Here is a 17428-nt window from a genome sequence, read left to right as displayed (position 1 = left end):
GTGAGCAAATTCGATTGTATGTCAACAAAGAACGCCGGCTGCAAAATTAGTGTAAATAGGCAGCAAGGCAGTTGGGTACGTCTAAATTTTATCCAAATTGATTTTACTTGTTAACATTTAGATATACTCCTATAATCGCAAGTATTCGGAGAGTTCCTATTTTCCGGCTTTATGTAAATAATTTATTCCGAAAAGGTTAATAAACAATGCAAACGCCAGTCATTCTGATCGTTGAGGATGAAGATGTTACCCGTCTAAACCTCGTTAGCTTATTCGAAGCTGAAGGCTACAAAGTGATTGAAGCCATTGATGGTGATGATATGCATGACAAACTCACCACCAATGATGATATTAACCTGGTTGTTATGGACATCAACTTACCAGGTAAAAACGGCCTGATCCTCGCGCGCGAGTTACGCCAGAAGCGTAATGTTGGCCTTATTTTCTTGACCGGTCGTGACAACGATGTCGACCGTATTCTTGGCCTAGAAATTGGCGCTGATGACTACATTACCAAGCCATTTAATCCTCGCGAGTTAACCATTCGCGCCCGCAACCTTATTTCTCGTACCGCTGCGAGCAAGGACGATCCGGCGCTAGATTCAGATGGCGTTGTAAACTTTAACGGTTGGGAGCTGGACGAAAATAGTCGCTGCCTAACTTCACCAGCGGGCGAATCCAAGCGCCTACCTAAGGGTGAATACCGTGCATTGCGTCTGATGCTTGACTCACCGGGCCGCATTTTTAGCCGTGAGCAGTTAATTAAGCATATGACTGGCCGTGAATTGCGTGCCAACGACCGTACTGTGGATGTAACCATTCGCCGTATTCGTAAGCACTTCGAAAGCGACAACAGCACACCGGAGCTAATCAGCACCATCCATGGTGAAGGCTATCGCTTCATCGGCAAGATTGATAATAACTCTTAATCATCTGCCAAATTAGATAAGAATGACTGAAGGGCCTCGAGCCCTTCTTTTATTTGCTCGTCTAACTCATCCAGCCAACTCTGACGCTGCTCTGGTGCCACTTCAAGACACTGATTTTCCATCTTCTTAGCCTGTAACTGCACCGCTTTTAGACCCACCGAACCGGCGGCCCCTTTCAGCTTATGGGCCACAGACTTATACTCCTCAACGTCATCTTCGACACTGGCAACCAGTTCTTGTTGATAACCCGGGGCAAGCTTGGCAAACAGTGCCACACTGCGTGAAAACGCCGTTACGCCCATGGAGTCGAGGAATTCACCGATAATTTCCTGATCGAGCAAGCGCTCATCAAGAGCAAGGGGGGGGACTACAGTTTGTTGATGCACCAAGCGCTCTGCCGCCACCTGCTGCATACATCCCTGACCTATGCCAAACAGCTTGGAGAGCATATTATCAAGCTTGGCCGTATTAATAGGCTTGGCAAGCGCCCCTTGAATATTAATGCCTTCCAGCTCTTCTTCGGCGCTGCGTACATTCGCGGTGAGCACCACTATGGGAAGATGGTCAAACTCTCTTTGTTCGCGGATTTCTCTGGCCACCACATCACCGTTGATGTCCGGTAACTGCATATCCAATAACACCAGATCAAGGTCATCCTCGGTTTCTACAAAGGCCAGCGCATCTTCACCGGTTTCCGCCCAGATCACTTCATGGCCGCGCTGCTCCAGTAAATTGGTGGCGATTTCCGCATTCAAAGGCACGTCTTCAACCAGCAAGATATTGAGACTCTTGCACTCATAGCTCTCGATTACCGGAGCACTGGTCAGTTGCAGTGGAATAGAGACGGTAAAAATACTGCCCTCGCCTTTTTGCGAGGTGACCTGAATATCCCCATCCATTGCCGTAACCAGGGCCTTGGTCACCGCCAAGCCGATGCCTGAACCAATGGCATTGGCACCGCTGGCATCAGGGGCTTTATAATACATGTCAAAAATATGGCTAAGCTGGTCATCGGGAATGCCAATGCCTGAGTCGCGCACGGTCAGGATCAGGCTATGATTATCGCCCTGTTGCTGATGTTCACAGCTCAAGGCAACCCCGCCCTCGGTGGTAAACTTAACGGCGTTATTAATCAGGTTCCACAGCACCTGACGCAGACGCGTTGGATCGATTTGCGCATATACATTGAGCTCCCCAAAGCGCTCGATGTTAAATGACAACTCTTTTTGCGCGGCGATTAAGCTGCCAAAGTTGACCACGTCATTAATGAAATCGGCGATACTGACCGGCTCGGTCACTATATCCAGCTGCTCACGGTCAATTTTATCCAGGTCGATAATATCGTTGAATATGTTGCCCAGGGTTTCGGCACTGGAAAACACCGTATTACACCAGCTACGTTGTTGCTTGCTAAGCTCGGTATCGAGCAGCATACGTGTTAAACCGACGATGCCATTAAGCGGCGTACGCAGCTCATGAGACAAGGTGGCAATAAACTTACCCTTGTCTTTATAGGCGGTTTCCAGCGCTTGTTCCGCTTCTTTACGACTGGTGATATCCCGGCCAAACGCCAACAAACCTATATACTCGCCCTTATCATTAATAAACGGCAGCTTGCGCATCTCAAACCAATACTGTTCGCCATCCACCGGATATTGCACATCGACGGTAACCGCTTCATGTGTAGACTCGACCTGGCGATCGGTTTTTAACACCGCCGGTAATAGTTGTGCTGGATAGATGTCTTCGGCTTTCTTGCCGATAAGCTGGTCCGAACTGCGATTCATCACCTTTTCAAACATCTTGTTGCAGCCCGCGAACACCCCTTGGCGGTCACGGTAATAGAAAAGGTCGGGGGAAGAGTCGACGATTGAGCGCAGTAACATGCCCTGCTCCGCCAATTCAACCTGGGTTTTCTTACGTTCGGCAATTTCCCGGCGCAGCTCGTCAATGGCACGGTATTTGGCATTCAGAGCCATTTTCCGCTCATCGATCTCTGTATTTAACAGGCGGATATTGTCTTTTAATGATTGGTTGAGCAGCTTCTCTTGCTTGGTCGCCGTCTCTAGGTATTTTTGTGAGTCTTGTAGTTGCGCCACGGATTGCAGCACCACCATGATCACCAAGGGCGCTGCCACGGCGGTAAAAAATACCACGGCCAATACGTCCAAGAGCATGATTTCGCCGATGGCCACATAATAATACATGGCACTGAAAATCAGCGCCGCAACTATGAACACGCCATAGACGATGGCGCCGGCATACCAAGTCCCGAAGCGTATTAGGAGATTTGTTAAAACACGAACCCAAGGGCTCAGGGAAGAGTCAATCATAAAAAAAGGGGTTTTGCTACAAAACCCCTATATTGTAATCAACTTAGAGTGCCTTTGGCAGTATCTGCGTTGAGATTCTTGCGAATGAGCATACGCCCATGCGTTTACCACCTTTGACCAACACCCCTTTTCGCATATTGCTGGCGCCGCTGGCGCTAAGGGTTAGCTCAAAGCTTTGGCTGTCAATATCACTGGTACCACCGGCGGTTGCCGCCCCGGTATTACATTGCATTTGCCCTAGCTTGTGGTAGTTGGCGCGACTGAATGGGGTCGATGAGTTCACTAACGGACCGGCACTGGTGGTGTTCACCGCTTGCTTCCAAACCGCCAGCTCAACATTAACCACGCCGCCACGCATGCTGATCTTATCTTCATGAGTCAGGAAATAACTATCGAAGGGACCAAATTGCGTCGCTCCCGACATGGAATCCTGGCTTTGGCGCATATCGCCTAACCATAGGCCGCCTTCACCAAATACCTGAATTTCAATGTCGTCCTTATCGCCATCGGCAATACGGTCGATACGCGCATAACTGTTACTATCAAGACCAAAGATCATCGAGCTTGCACTCTGAACACCGGCCTTGATTAAGCGAGGCTGTTTACCGTGACGCGCCACTTGCGTATCTAAGGTGCCCCATGGGAAAAGGCCCAACACTCCAGACTGCAGATAGCTCAGTTCACGACTATTGGTGACCGAAATACAGTCAACCCCCAGGCGACAAGCCTCAAAGCCGTTGCCATAAACAATCGGGTCTTCTGTTAAAACCTGTACACCGTCGCCGGACAAGATTGTGGCATTACGGCCACCACCCACCAAGGCATTCACCGCTTCGCCCTGAGCCGCTACCAGCAGTTGACCTTTTGCACTCATTTCTTTGATTTTATTAAGCAGCTCACTGGGCTGGTTGGCATTTTGATAAAACGCATGGTACAGCAGTAATGGGCTGGAATCGGCTATAAACAGTGCATCCGAGCGGCGCAGCAGATCATATAGCTGTTCCGGGTCACGACATAGCTTTTGCTGTTTTTGATATAGCTGCGGATAAAGCGCATCGCGACGGAAGCTCGCCAAACGCGAAACCTGATAGTCGGCCAGGTCAGCACAGAGTGCCGCATCATTGGCATTGATCACGGTTTGCATTGCCCCATCGATGGCTAACCAATGCGCCTCAAAACCCAGTTGTTCAAACAAGGTTTGATAATAATCGACATCGCGGTAAGGGTCGCGACTGCCACCGGTTACAAAGGCGATGCGAGGCTTACGTTTTGCGTCGGCAATGCCCTGTGCGGCCGTGAACAGCTCGGCGAATGCGTCTTTTGTGACCCAATCACGGGTGCCCTCAAGATCAACTTGTGGCTTTAAGCTGCGCTTTTTAAGCTCTTGTTTTTGTTCAAGCAGGTCAAAAAAGTTTTGCTGCTCAAAACCAAATAAATTAAACCAAAACTCCCGTGCAGTTTCCTCGCTGTTGCTCAACTTAAAGTCGCTGCGACGCAGGTAACGCTCGAATTCTTGTTGGCTAAAGGCATCATCGGCAAAATGTTGCCGTGCCTTAGTTAGAATTTCCACAGCCTGTTTACGGATTTCCGGCTGTTCGGTCCAGGCCATATCAACAATGCGCTCTAGGCCTTCATCGGTGATCTTGAAAACCGGCTGTTGTTTATAGCTGTTCTTATTCAAGCGCTCGCGAGATTCGCTGTTACAGTAGCGTAATCGCTCACTGGAACACACTTGTAGATCATCGGCCATTAGCAATAACTGGGGGGCAGCCTGAGCACTAACGCTACAGCTACCTAGCATTGCCAGTGAGGCAACTCTTAATAGAAATGATTTCATGGGACTGGTCATTATTATTATTTTGCAAGTTACGGGTTAAAAGCAGGTTTAAAGCAACACAGAATATTAACAATGTTTGCAGTGTATGGGAATAGTTACACCTTTAATATTAACAAGGCGCTGCTTTTACATGCTGTATTAGTTATAGCACGAGTAAACTCCACATTTGCTAATTTTCAGGTAGAATACCGGGCTTTTCAGTATTACCTATGAGGAAGGCCATGCAAAACGCCATGCCAGATATTGCTAACACGAGCTCTGCTCCCGTTCAAGAAACACTAGAATGGGTGGGGATGAGTGATATTGAGCTGCCGCTGCTGGTCGAATCCGACGGCCTGGCGCCCGTGGTCGTTAACGCTAAAGCTCAGGCTTTCGTAAACCTGATCGACAAAAATGCCAAAGGCATTCATATGTCGCGACTGTTTTTGGCCCTTGATGAACTCTCTAAAGCCCCTGCGGTAACGCCACTTAATATTAAGGCTACCTTGGATAAGTTTATCAGCTCACACAGTGATATCAGCTCACAGGCCCGCATTAGTCTGACCTTTGACTTACCACTTCGTCGCCCGGCCTTGTTAAGCGATAACAGTGGTTGGAAGTTTTACCCTATCGCCATCGATGCGCGTATTGGCGACGGAAAACTGGACTTCGAAGTTGGCCTAAAGGTGACCTATTCGTCAACTTGCCCCTGCTCGGCTGCCTTGGCGCGACAGCTAATTCAAGCTAATTTTGCCCGCGACTTTGATGCCAAAGAATTAAACTTTGCCGATGTCCACGCCTGGCTTGGCAGCAGTGAAGGTATCAGTGCCACACCGCACTCACAACGTTCTGTGGCCGAGGTGAAGGTGCGCTTGGGTAGCCAGGTATCGACATTCAACTTCCTGGCACTGATTGACGCCATAGAGAACACCTTGAAGACGCCTGTACAAACCGCGGTGAAGCGTGAAGATGAGCAGGAGTTTGCTCGCCTCAACGGTGAAAACCTGATGTTCTGTGAGGATGCGGCGCGCAAAATCAAATCGACCCTGAATCAAGATAACGACGTGCAGGACTTTTGGTTGCGTATTAACCACTATGAGTCTCTGCATGCCCATGATGCCGTAGCCATTGCAACCAAAGGGATCGTCGGCGGCTATCAGCCCTAGCCCTAGCCAGCTAAAAGGCCCAAGAAGCTAAAATTTCAGGCACGCTTATTGCTTCAGAACGAAGGTGTCAAATATTCGTTCTGGAGTAACTCATGGAATTCGCGCTGTTATCAATACTCGTCTTAGTGGTTATCGCCTCGGTGATGGCCTCTAAGTTCACCGATAATAACGAAAACCCCTACCCCTTCGTCCGTAAAAAAGAAATATACACTCAGGTCGAAAGCGCCTTTCTCACTTTGTTAGAACGTGCCGTGGGCGATAACTATCGTATCGTCAGCCGGGTAAAACTGGCCGATATTATCGACTGCAAATCAGGGCTCACCAACAAATCCAAACGCATTGCCCTCACCAAGCTTAAGAACAAGCAGCTGGATTATGTGCTGCTCGATAAAACTAAGCTCACCATAGTTGCTGCCGTTGACCTGGTAAATAACGCCAATAAAGGGGGCCATAAAGCCCAGCGCGATTGGTTTGTCAGTGGAGCCTTGGAAACGGCCGGTATCCCCCATATTCGCATGAAGGTTAAAAGCGGTTATCGCCCCGAGGATGTACGCAACGCTATCTTATTTAAGATAGGCAAGAATGAAACCAGCAACACGCGCAAATCGGCTAACCCGCCGGTGTTGTCACCGTCACAAGCCAAGCTGCAAATGCAAACTCCAGCTATAAATACCTCTACTCAGCTGGCGGAGATTTAATGCCATATCGAGACAGCCTTTGGTATACTAAGGGCTGTTTTTGCCAATAAGTTAGAGATGCTATGAAAGTAGGTATTATCGGCGCTATGGAGCCGGAAATTGCAATTTTACGTGAGCAGATGAGTGACGTTGAGGTACTCGAGCAAGGCGGATTCACCTTTTATCACGGGCAATTAAACGGCCAAGAAGTGACCTTGGTGCAATCGGGTATCGGTAAGGTTGCCTCTGCCGTTGCCACCACTATTTTAGTCGAACATTTCCATCCGGATTGTGTTATCAACACGGGCTCTGCCGGTGGCTTTGATCAACGCCTGGCCGTAGGCGATGTCGCCATTGCCAATGAATTGCGCCATCACGACGTCGACGTCACCGCTTTTGGCTATGAATTCGGCCAAGTGCCACAAATGCCTGCCGCTTACACTTCTCACCCAGAATTAGTAAAGGTGGCTGAGCAGTCGATTGCCGAATTGGCTCAGTGTCAATCATTGGTTGGTTTAGTTTGTACCGGTGATTCCTTTATGTGTGATCCGGCCCGTATCGAACAAACGCGAACGCAATTCCCAAGCATGTTGGCGGTAGAAATGGAAGGCGCAGCCATTGCCCAAGCCTGTCACCTGCTCAATACCCCTTTCGTGGTGATCCGCTCACTGTCGGATATTGCCGGTAAAGAGTCGCCCGATTCATTTGAAGCTTACCTAGAGGTAGCATCAAAGAACTCATCGGCCATGGTGATGGCGATGCTTACTAAGCTATCTAACGTTAGCCTATAGATGCTGCCGGAGGCATTGAGCAATCACCTTGAGTTGTTGCTGTTATTGGCAGCCGTCGCCTTAGCGCGATGGCTGCCGCTGCCCTCCTGGTACCACCCCTTTACCCTGCTACGGCTGGCCTACGGCAATCTCGTGGCCCGCACCTATACACCACATCATAGCAGTGCTTACCTAGGCCTAGCGGCTGTATTAAGCATTGTTCTGTGCGTATTGTTACCAATGTTGGCACTGACACTTTTTGCCCAACTGGTTTTCTACCCGGAACTGCTCTCGGCATTGGTGCTGTATTTATGCCTTGGTGAGGCGCCGCTGCGCCAAACCAGTCAACGTATTGCTCAGGCCTTGCAACAAAAGCGCAAATCCTTGGCCCGGGCACTGTTAAGTAAACTCAGTAATCGTGATGTCGAGCGGCTTACAGAGCAGGGTATAGCCAAAGCCAATATTGAAATCTTAGTGCTGCGCCTGCTGCACGAATACTTCACTCCCTTGCTGCTATATTGTCTGGCGGGCTACCAGGCCTGCTTTGCCTATGCGCTATTATGGCAACTCCATCAGGCCATGCGTATGCATGCCCCGCCAAATAGTCATTATCTTTTCGCAAGTAAGTGGTTACTTTCACTGTGCCAATTACCTGCACTTGTATTTTATTTATTACCTCTTGTGGTCAGCAAGCATGGCAAGGTGGCCTGGCGTTATATAAAAAAATACGGCCAACATTTTTATCATCGCCCTAGCGGTTGGCTGCTGAGTGTGTTCAGTGCGGCGCTGCAGATACAACTTGGCGGCCCGGCCTATTATCATGGTGAGCGCTTCGAGCGCATGCGCATTGGCCTTTACCGCCAGCCCGAAGCGGACGATATCAAGGCTGCATTAAAGACGACTGAGATGATAAATGGCATGTGGTTGCTGGTTATCATGGCCACGTTTTTACTACTGCCCTAAAAAATGACATAAAAAAGCCACCTGGACGGTGGCTTAGTATGTATTTAGCACTGCCGCTTTTTACTAACCCAGGGTTACCTTGGCGAAGCGACGCTTGCCGACCTGGTACACCGCGGTAGTGCCTTTGGCTATCATCAACTTACTGTCACTAACCTTGGTTTCACCGTCGATCTTCACCGCACCTTGCTTGATCATGCGAATAGCCTCAGACGTACTGGCTACCAGCTTGGCATCTTTTAATAGCGCCGTAATCATCATCTCGGCATCGGCACAGGCTAATGTTTGCTCTTCGATATCATCGGGCAAAGCATTTTTAGAGAAACGCTGGGTGAAATCATCATGGGCCTGCTGCGCCGCCGGCTCATCGTGGAAACGAGTGATAATTTCCTTCGCCAGGGAAATTTTGATATCACGCGGGTTGGTGCCATTGGCCACGTCTGCCTTTAACGCCTCGACTTGCTCTAGGCTCAAGGCACTTAATAACTCGTAATAACGCCACATTAAATCATCGGAGATAGACATCATCTTGCCGAACATATCCTCTGGCGAGTCGGTAATACCGATATAGTTACCCAGTGATTTCGACATTTTTTGGACGCCATCTGTACCTTCGAGCAATGGCATCATTAGCACGGTTTGCGGCTTTTGACCTTCGTCTTTTTGCAGTTCGCGACCCATTAGCAGGTTAAAACGCTGATCGGTACCACCGAGCTCAACATCGGCTTCTAGCGCTACCGAATCCCATCCCTGTACTAAAGGATATAAAAACTCATGAATAGCAATTGACTGACCATTAGCATAGCGTTTTTTAAAGTCATCACGCTCAAGCATACGTGCTACGGTCTGTTTGGCCGCTAGTCTGATCATTCCAGCAGTGCCTAACTTTTCCATCCACTCGGAGTTAAAGGCAATAGTGGTTTTCTCGGGATCAAGGATTTTAAAGACTTGCTCTTTATAAGTTTCGGCGTTAGCTAACACATCTTCACGGGTTAAAGGCTTGCGGGTTACATTTTTACCCGTTGGGTCACCTATCATACCGGTAAAGTCACCGATCAAAAAGATGACTTCATGGCCTAAATCCTGGAAGGTTTTAAGCTTATTGATAAGCACGGTGTGGCCTAAGTGAAGGTCCGGTGCCGTTGGATCAAAACCAGCTTTAATTCTTAGTTTTTTCCCTGACTTAAGTCGTTCCGCCAACTCGTCTTCGAGTAAAATTTCCTCAGCGCCGCGTTTAATTTCTGCCAGCGCCGTCTGCAAGTCTGTCATTTATTTCTCCGATAAAATATGTGCTAACCGCGCGATTCTAGCGCACTTTGGCGCCGGTTTAAATGCACAAAACACTGGTATTTTGCCATTATTAGATATATGCTCAGCCTTTGGCTAAGTTTGTTTTCCTAAACGGCGAAAAAGGTAGGTTATGGTTAGCGTGGTACACAAGCTCCCCAAAAAACACAAATTGCTCATTGTGGGCTTCTTGGTGACTATTGTTACCTTGATGCTTATACCGACAGAGCGCGCCACAGCCTCAAAGGATAACGATGCCAAACCACTCGAGGTAGGCAAACGCTACGAGTTACAAATAAAGCTCGAAGATGAAGAAAAAATAGCCGACTTAAACTCAGCCGAAGAAGCACTTTCCTTACCTAGCTATGACCATAGCGATTTTGAAGTTAAAAACGGCGATAGCCTGGCCGTCATCTTTAAACGCGCCGGCTTTTCAGCACAAACTCTGCACAAACTCGTAAATACCAACGAAGAAACCAAAAAACTAACCAAGATTCATCCAGGTGAAGTACTGAGCTTTGCAAAGAACAAGCAAGGTGAGCTACTACAGTTAAAGTATGTGCTTAGCAAAACAGACACCCTATTTGTTACTTTGAACGATGAAGGCAGTTACGATACCGCTATCGACTCCAAGGAAATTGAAACCTTAACCAAGTCGGCCTCAGGCTCGATCAACGGCAGCTTCTGGACCGCTGGTATCAGCGCAGGTCTGAGCGAAAAACAAATTATGAACTTTGCCACCATTTTTGGTTGGGATGTGGATTTCGCCAACGACCTGCGTAAAGGCGATCAGTTTAGTTTGATTTATGAAACTCACCATGTGGATGGCGAGTATATTGGCACGGGCAAGATTCTTGCCGCCGAGTTTATTAACCAAGGCGAGCGCTATGCCGCGGTAATGCACAGCGACGGTAACTTCTATACACCGCAAGGTCGCAGCATGAAAAAGGCCTTCCTCCGTGCTCCGGTTAACTTTAAATATATCAGCTCAAGCTTTAACCCGCGCCGCCTGCACCCGGTCACGAAAACGGTTAAGCCGCACCGTGGTATTGATTATGCCGCAAAAACCGGCACTCCCGTGGTTGCGGCAGGTAATGGACGTGTGATCAAGGCAGGTTATAACCGCTTTAATGGTAACTACGTCTTTATCCAGCACGGCAATACCTATGTCACCAAGTACCTGCACCTACATAAGCGCAAGGTAAAACAAGGTGCAAAGGTTAAACAGGGTCAGTTAATTGGTACCGTGGGTGCCACGGGTCGCGTCACCGGCGCACACCTGCACTATGAGTTCTTGGTTAACGGCGTTCATCGTAACCCTAGAACCGTTAAGCTGCCGAAGTCAGAGCCGCTACCGGCCAGCGAGTTAGCCAAGTTTAAACCGATTGCCGATACCTTGTTGGCGCAATTGGAGCGTGAGCGCGAAATTCAACTGGCCATGAACAGCAAATAACAATTGTGATACGAATAAAAAAAGCACCTCAGGGTGCTTTTTTTATGTCTAATGCCTAGCGATTAAACGCTAAGTACAGTAATTGTAAGATCAGGCTAACTGCCACCAGGGGAATGATGTATTTACGAAACCGTACCATTTTATGAAGCCCCATTTGCCGCTGATAACGCTCCAATAAAGGCACGACAACGGCCAAGGCAACGAACAGGGCAAGAATAATCATAATCGCATTCATGCTTATCTTCTCCTTAATAATATACCTCCCTTATAACAGCTCGGCACGCAAATGCCTACCCAAGGATAGGCAGGCATAAAAAAGCGCACCTTAGTGAGTTCACGACCAAGGTGCTCAATGGCTAGGAAGAGCCAATTAACCGACGTTAGCCAACGAGGGCCAGTAAGATACCCGCAGCCACCGCGCTGCCAAGAACCCCGGCTACATTCGGGCCCATGGCATGCATAAGTAAGAAGTTATGTGGGTTGTTTTCCAGCCCCACCTTGTTTACCACCCGCGCCGCCATGGGCACGGCAGACACTCCCGCGGCGCCAACCAAAGGATTGATTGGTGTTTTCGAAAAGCGATTTAAAGCCTTGGCCATAAACACCCCTGAAGCGGTGCCGATAGAAAATGCCAGCGCCCCCAATGCCAATATGCCCAGTGTTTCCACGGTTAAAAACTTATCCGCCGCCAACTTGGAGCCCACGGCCAAACCCAAAAAGATGGTGGTGATGTTGATCAACTCGTTTTGCGCCGTGCCGCTGAGACGATCCACCACCCCGCTTTCTCGCATCAGGTTGCCCAAACAAAACATCCCAACCAGCGGCGCCGCCGCCGGCAGAAACATGGCTGTCAGTGCCAATACCATCAGTGGAAAGATGATTTTCTCTTTCTTTGAGACCACTCGCAGTTGCGGCATTTCTATTTTGCGTTCCTGCTCCGATGTCAGTGCGCGCATAATAGGCGGCTGGATTATAGGCACCAAGGCCATATAAGAGTAAGCGGCTACGGCAATGGCGCCGAGTAAATCAGGGGCCAGCTTCGAAGCCAGAAATATAGCCGTGGGACCATCTGCACCACCGATAATGGCAATGGCCGAAGCATCCTTCATGGTGAACTCAAAACCGGGCACATAGTTTAGGGCGATGGCACCAAACAAGGTGGCAAAGATACCAAATTGGGCCGCCGCTCCCAGCAGCAACATACGCGGGTTAGCTATCAGGGCACTAAAATCGGTCAGCGCCCCAACACCCATAAAGATCAACAGGGGAAATACCCCGGTATCTATCCCCACATGGTAAACGTAATAGAGAATACCGTTGGGGTCGGCCATACCGGCCACTGGGATGTTAGTCAATAACGCACCAAAACCTATGGGTACCAAGAGCAAAGGCTCGAAGTTACGGGCTATGGCCAAATACAGCAACAAACAGCCCACCGCTATCATGATCAACTGGCCGGCGGAAAAGTTAGCTATGCCCGTGGCCTGCCAAAGATTAACTACTGCTTCCATAGCTCCTCCTAGGCCAACGCTATCAGCGCATCAGAGGCGCTTACCGAATCGCCTTCGCGCACCAGCACCTCGGCCACTTCACCCCCATGTAAAGCGCGCACCTCGGTCTCCATCTTCATCGCTTCCATGATGATCACCACATCCCCTTCGTTAACCTGTTGCCCCGGTTTAACTAAGACCTTGAAGATATTGCCGGTGAGCGGCGCATTAAGGGTCTCGCCACTGCTTAACACGGCGCTTTGCGGCGGGTTTTCACCCTCCCCCTCGATGGCACGAACGCTTTCCAATTCACCACCTGGGGCCACAACCACATCATATGCTTTACCATCGACACTAATGCTGTAGCGCTCAGGTCCACCCTGTGCAGAGACTTTAGCTGTGGATGAGGCTGCGGGTGCAACTGCGGGTGCAACTGCGCCTTGGCTTGCCTCTGAGGTAGGCACAGGCTCAAAGGCATCCGGGTTATTACGGTTGGCCAAAAACTTCAAACCTATTTGTGGGAACAAGGCATAGGTCAGCACATCGTCAATGACTTCGTCGGCAAGCTGCAACTGCTGCGTTTTCGCATGTTCGTCCAGCTCGGCGGTCAGTTTATCCAGCTCAGCATCGATTAAGTCGGCGGGACGGCAGCTAATGGGCTCACCACCTTTAAGCACTTGCTGTTGCAATAGGCTATCCACTGGCGCCGGCGTAGCACCATATTCGCCCTTTAACACCGCGGCTGTTTCCTTGGTGATGGACTTATAGCGCTCGCCCGTCAAGACATTAAGGACTGCCTGGGTACCCACTATTTGCGAAGTTGGCGTTACCAAAGGCAGGTAACCAAGATCCTTGCGCACCTGAGGGATCTCTTTGAGTACCTCGTCGAGGCGGTCCGCCGCACCTTGCTCTTTAAGCTGATTTTCCATATTGGTCAGCATGCCTCCGGGCACCTGAGCTAATAGGATTCGACCATCCACGCCCTTTAGACTGCCCTCAAACTGGGCGTATTTCTTCCGCACTTCGCGAAAATACGCGGCAATCTCTTCTAACAGCCCCAAGTCTAACCCCGTGTCTCTTGGCGTGTCCTCCACTATCGCCACCATGGTTTCGGTGGCACTGTGGCCATAGGTTTGGCTCATACTGGAGACGGCGGTATCGAGCATATCAATACCGGCATCGATGGCCTTTTGATAGGTGGCCGTGCTCAAGCCCGTGGTCGCATGGCACTGCATGGCGATGGGCAAGGACACGGTTTGTTTTAATCCGGTGATTAACTCATGGGCCTCATAAGGCTTTAACAGCCCGGCCATATCTTTAATACATATTGAATGGCAGCCCATGTCTTCTAATTGCCTGGCCTGGGTTAACCACATATCCAAATTATGTACCGGCGATACCGTATAGGAAATTGTGCCTTGGGCATGAGCGCCCACATTGACAGCCGCCTTAATCGCGGTTTCCAAGTTGCACACATCGTTCATGGCGTCAAAAATTCGAAACACATCAACGCCATTGGCGTGCGCACGCTCTACAAATTTAGTTACCACATCATCGCCATAGTGGCGATAACCTAATAAGTTTTGTCCACGCAGCAGCATTTGTTGCTTGGTGTTTGGCATGGCCTTTTTAAGCTCGCGAATGCGCTGCCAAGGATCCTCTCCTAAGTAGCGAATACAGGCATCAAAGGTCGCACCACCCCAGGACTCAACGGACCAATAGCCTACCTGATCCAGCTTGGCGGCGATGGGAAGCATATCGTCCAAGCGCATACGTGTTGCCAATAAAGACTGGTGCGCATCGCGTAATACCAGCTCTGTTAACTGTAGTTTTGACATTCTGTGCCCCTATTCTTATTGTTTTCTATACTGATGAACCGCAGCGGCAATGGCTGCAATATGGGCCTTGGGTATGCCCACCCTGGGTAACTGAGTGGCCGTCGGCAACTCAGCCTTGGTCGACTCATCCTCTCGAAGAAAGTGCGACATCAGTTTTAAAGCGCCAATCAGCAGCAGCAAAAACATAAAGACCACCAGCATCCCAGTGGCCATTAACCCCGCCGCTTCAAGCATCAGTGCTGCAATGTTCATCCTCACTCCCAGTGCATTTTGTTAAATTTCGTAAACCTAGAGTCAACACCATACCAAATAAACGTTAATTGTCTACACCTTGTAAATTGGTATTACCAATATTTAATTTATCCAACTCTCTACTAATAACCTTAAAAACTAGCAAGTTAGAAGGAGAAATTAGGTTAAAGTCGAATATATGCGATTAAAATATCGAATATAACCCTGAGTAATAGTAGGCAAGGGGAAGCGCCAAATTGGCCGATAGCACAGATAGCGTCTAAGTTAAATTGGTAAGACCACAATAATTTGAAACAAGTATTTTTAGCCAATACCGCTAAAGGCCTTGGCACTATTGACTTTGAGGGTATCGCTTCAAATACCTCGCACCAGGAAACCGATGAAAATGACGGCGGCAAAGACAATATTTCTTTAACCGAGGTTCAAACCTTGCGCAGTTCCGCAATGGCGAGCCACCCATTCCGGCTCCGCTAGGCTGTGAAGCCCCTATCTCGGTAGATACCCAGGTGGCGCCATCGGGTACCTTCGGCTCGGCCTTCCAGCTACCGCTGTTCAACCCGTTAATTGGCGATCAAGCTCGTCAATTTATGATTGATGCAGGTAATAACGCGCTAGCCAATGATCTGCTGGGCACCAATAACTGGAATGACGTTAACGGCAACGGTGTGGTCGACGAAGAAGATTACCTTACCGTACAGCTTCGCCGTCGTACCCTAGAGCTAGGTCCTCGTACCGAGCGCTACGATACGTCACTATTCCAATTCGTCACCGGTGTGAACGGTTACGTCTTTGACGATTGGCAATATGACGTAAGCTTCCAATACGGTGAGTCAAACCGTACCACTGTACGTGCCGGTTATACCAACCTGACCAACATCCAAAACGCCTTGGAAACGGCGGACGGTGTGACCTGTTTGAACGGCGATCCTACCTGTGTGCCTATCGATCTGTTTGGTGGCTTCGGCACCATTACCGATGAAATGGCCGGTTATGCAACCGCTATTGCTCTGCAGCAACAGAAATATAGTCAACGCATCGCTACCGCTACCTTAAATGGTCCGGTGGAATTTATTGAAATCCCTAGCGCCGGTGCACCGCTGTCCATGAGCTTCGGTTATGAATACCGTAAAGAAAAAGGCCTCTTTGAGCCCGATGAGTGTTTGAAACTTGCTCCGGCAAGCTGTCAAGGTGGTGCCGGTGGTAACCAGTTACCCATCGAAGGTGGCTTTAGCGTTGACGAGCTATTCCTTGAAGGTTATCTACCCGTTATCGATGGCATGGCCTTTGCCGAGACTCTGGATATTGAATTCGGTTTCCGTTGGGCCGATTACGATACCGTGGGCTCAAACGAAACCTGGAAACTGGGTTTCAACTGGCGCCCGGTCAGCTCTGTGCTGGTTCGCGTAATGCAGCAAGAAGCGACCCGTGCTCCTAACGTGGGTGAGATTGCTTCGCCCGTGGTTACCGGTCTAGATAACGCAGGTAGCGATCCATGTTCGGTTGCTAACGCTGGCAATATAGATGCAACCTTGCAGGCATTGTGTGAATCTACCGGCATGTCTGCCGCTCAAGTTGGTAACGTCCAAGACGTCATCTCTGGTCAGGTACAGGTTATCTCCGGTAGTGATCCGCTTAATCCGCCCGATGCGGAAGAAGCAAGTACCTTCACTGCGGGTCTGGTATGGACACCCGAGTTCGACACCCTGCAAAACTTCACCATCAGCCTAGACTATTATGACATCGATATCGATGACATTATCGGTGAGTTCTCGGCTCAAGAAATTCTTGATGCCTGTTACCAGCTAGGTGATGCTGAGCAATGTGCCAAGATCCAACGTGTTGGCGGTGACTTAACCGTGGCCGGTGCGGGTATTGAGCAATTTACTACTAACCTTAAAAACCTGCGTGCCGAGGGTGTGGAGCTTGGCTTCAACTTCGCCTGGCCTATGGATAATTGGGGTGAGTTACAGTTCTCCGGTACCATCAATAAATACCTGACTCAGGAGTCACAAAGCTCGGATACGGCGCGTATTATCGACTGTAAGGGCTACTACAGCACCAGCTGTGATCCTCTCGCAGAGCTGCGTGCGGTGCAGCGTACTACCTGGGCCATGGATGACTTTACGGTATCGCTACAATGGCGTTACACGGATGGTATAGACGTTGAGCCTGTAGTGATCGATGACTACTATGAGGAATTCCGCAGTATCGGTTCCTATAGCTACTTTGATCTGTATGCTAATTACCATATCACAGACAATATTACCGCCAGTCTCGGTATAGATAACCTGTTCGAGAAAGATCCACCGGTAGTAGGTAACGAGGCAGGTGATACCAGCTCTAACTCGGGTAACACCTTCCCAAGTAACTATGATGTACTGGGCCGTAAGTTTAAATTGGGCGTTCGCTTCCAGTTCTAAACAGCCCGTATAAGCCACTAAAGGCCGCGCATTTGCG

At 49.4% G+C, this 17428-nt stretch carries 15 protein-coding genes; 8 read left to right on the top strand and 7 right to left on the bottom strand.

Features of this window, described 5'->3' with window-relative positions; genetic code table 11:
* The first annotated feature begins 206 nt into the window (after nucleotides 1-206).
* Entirely contained in the window at nucleotides 207-929 is a 723-nt protein-coding gene (gene arcA, locus KD147_RS15070; protein WP_105190597.1) for a two-component system response regulator ArcA, read from the top strand.
* Here arcA and arcB read toward each other — a convergent pair.
* Together arcB and KD147_RS15060 are read right to left on the bottom strand one after the other, a co-directional pair.
* A complete protein-coding gene (gene arcB, locus KD147_RS15065; protein WP_212548376.1) occupies nucleotides 926-3262 on the bottom strand; it encodes an aerobic respiration two-component sensor histidine kinase ArcB in 2337 nt (778 codons plus the stop codon). The two genes, arcA and arcB, sit on opposite strands and share 4 nt — an antisense overlap.
* 43 nt (nucleotides 3263-3305) lie before the next feature.
* Nucleotides 3306-5099 (bottom strand): type 1 glutamine amidotransferase family protein, encoded by a 1794-nt coding sequence (locus tag KD147_RS15060; RefSeq protein ID WP_212548375.1) that lies wholly within the window; start codon nucleotides 5097-5099, stop codon nucleotides 3306-3308.
* Nucleotides 5100-5320: 221 nt separating this feature from the next.
* Between KD147_RS15060 and folE2 the strand changes: the two genes are divergently transcribed.
* From folE2 to KD147_RS15040, 4 genes are all read left to right on the top strand, one after another.
* A complete protein-coding gene (gene folE2, locus KD147_RS15055; protein ID WP_212548374.1) occupies nucleotides 5321-6244 on the top strand; it encodes a GTP cyclohydrolase FolE2 in 924 nt (307 codons plus the stop codon).
* 92 nt (nucleotides 6245-6336) lie between these two features.
* Complete coding sequence (locus tag KD147_RS15050) at nucleotides 6337-6942, top strand: DUF2726 domain-containing protein (RefSeq protein ID WP_105254876.1); 606 nt, start codon at nucleotides 6337-6339, stop codon at nucleotides 6940-6942.
* 62 nt (nucleotides 6943-7004) lie between these two features.
* Nucleotides 7005-7712 (top strand): 5'-methylthioadenosine/S-adenosylhomocysteine nucleosidase, encoded by a 708-nt coding sequence (gene mtnN, locus KD147_RS15045; RefSeq protein WP_212548373.1) that lies wholly within the window; start codon nucleotides 7005-7007, stop codon nucleotides 7710-7712.
* A 15-nt stretch (nucleotides 7713-7727) separates the two neighbouring features.
* Entirely contained in the window at nucleotides 7728-8654 is a 927-nt protein-coding gene (locus KD147_RS15040; protein WP_212548372.1) for a cobalamin biosynthesis protein CobD/CbiB, read from the top strand.
* Nucleotides 8655-8717: 63 nt separating this feature from the next.
* Here the strand turns inward: KD147_RS15040 and tyrS are convergent, their stop codons facing one another.
* A complete protein-coding gene (gene tyrS, locus KD147_RS15035) occupies nucleotides 8718-9920 on the bottom strand; it encodes a tyrosine--tRNA ligase (RefSeq protein WP_212548371.1) in 1203 nt (400 codons plus the stop codon).
* A 151-nt stretch (nucleotides 9921-10071) separates the two neighbouring features.
* Here tyrS and KD147_RS15030 point away from each other — a divergent pair, with 151 nt between their 5' ends.
* Nucleotides 10072-11391, top strand: a complete 1320-nt coding sequence (locus tag KD147_RS15030) for a peptidoglycan DD-metalloendopeptidase family protein (RefSeq protein ID WP_212548370.1) — start codon at nucleotides 10072-10074, stop codon at nucleotides 11389-11391.
* 55 nt (nucleotides 11392-11446) lie between these two features.
* On the opposite strand, the gene KD147_RS15025 is transcribed toward KD147_RS15030, so the two are convergent.
* From KD147_RS15025 to KD147_RS15010, 4 genes are all read right to left on the bottom strand, one after another.
* Nucleotides 11447-11626, bottom strand: coding sequence for a hypothetical protein (locus KD147_RS15025; RefSeq protein ID WP_105254871.1), 180 nt, complete (start codon nucleotides 11624-11626; stop codon nucleotides 11447-11449).
* Nucleotides 11627-11771: 145 nt separating this feature from the next.
* A complete protein-coding gene (locus KD147_RS15020) occupies nucleotides 11772-12902 on the bottom strand; it encodes a sodium ion-translocating decarboxylase subunit beta (protein WP_105254870.1) in 1131 nt (376 codons plus the stop codon).
* 8 nt (nucleotides 12903-12910) lie between these two features.
* Nucleotides 12911-14719 carry a sodium-extruding oxaloacetate decarboxylase subunit alpha gene (gene oadA, locus KD147_RS15015; protein ID WP_212548369.1) on the bottom strand — a complete coding sequence of 603 codons (1809 nt, stop codon included), beginning with the start codon at nucleotides 14717-14719 and terminating at the stop codon, nucleotides 12911-12913.
* Between the two features lie 15 nt (nucleotides 14720-14734).
* Nucleotides 14735-14971, bottom strand: coding sequence for an OadG family transporter subunit (locus KD147_RS15010; RefSeq protein WP_105254868.1), 237 nt, complete (start codon nucleotides 14969-14971; stop codon nucleotides 14735-14737).
* A gap of 288 nt (nucleotides 14972-15259) precedes the next feature.
* Here KD147_RS15010 and KD147_RS16895 point away from each other — a divergent pair, with 288 nt between their 5' ends.
* Nucleotides 15260-15445, top strand: coding sequence for a hypothetical protein (locus KD147_RS16895; RefSeq protein ID WP_249319356.1), 186 nt, complete (start codon nucleotides 15260-15262; stop codon nucleotides 15443-15445).
* 32 nt (nucleotides 15446-15477) lie between these two features.
* A complete protein-coding gene (locus KD147_RS15005) occupies nucleotides 15478-17391 on the top strand; it encodes a TonB-dependent receptor domain-containing protein (protein ID WP_349304703.1) in 1914 nt (637 codons plus the stop codon).
* Nucleotides 17392-17428: the final 37 nt, after the last annotated feature.

The sequence above is a fragment of the Pseudoalteromonas sp. BDTF-M6 genome, assembly GCF_018334135.1.
GTDB lineage: Bacteria > Pseudomonadota > Gammaproteobacteria > Enterobacterales > Alteromonadaceae > Pseudoalteromonas.
The sequence above is the reverse complement of the archived record's forward strand: the minus strand, read 5'-3'. Positions and strand labels throughout refer to the sequence as shown.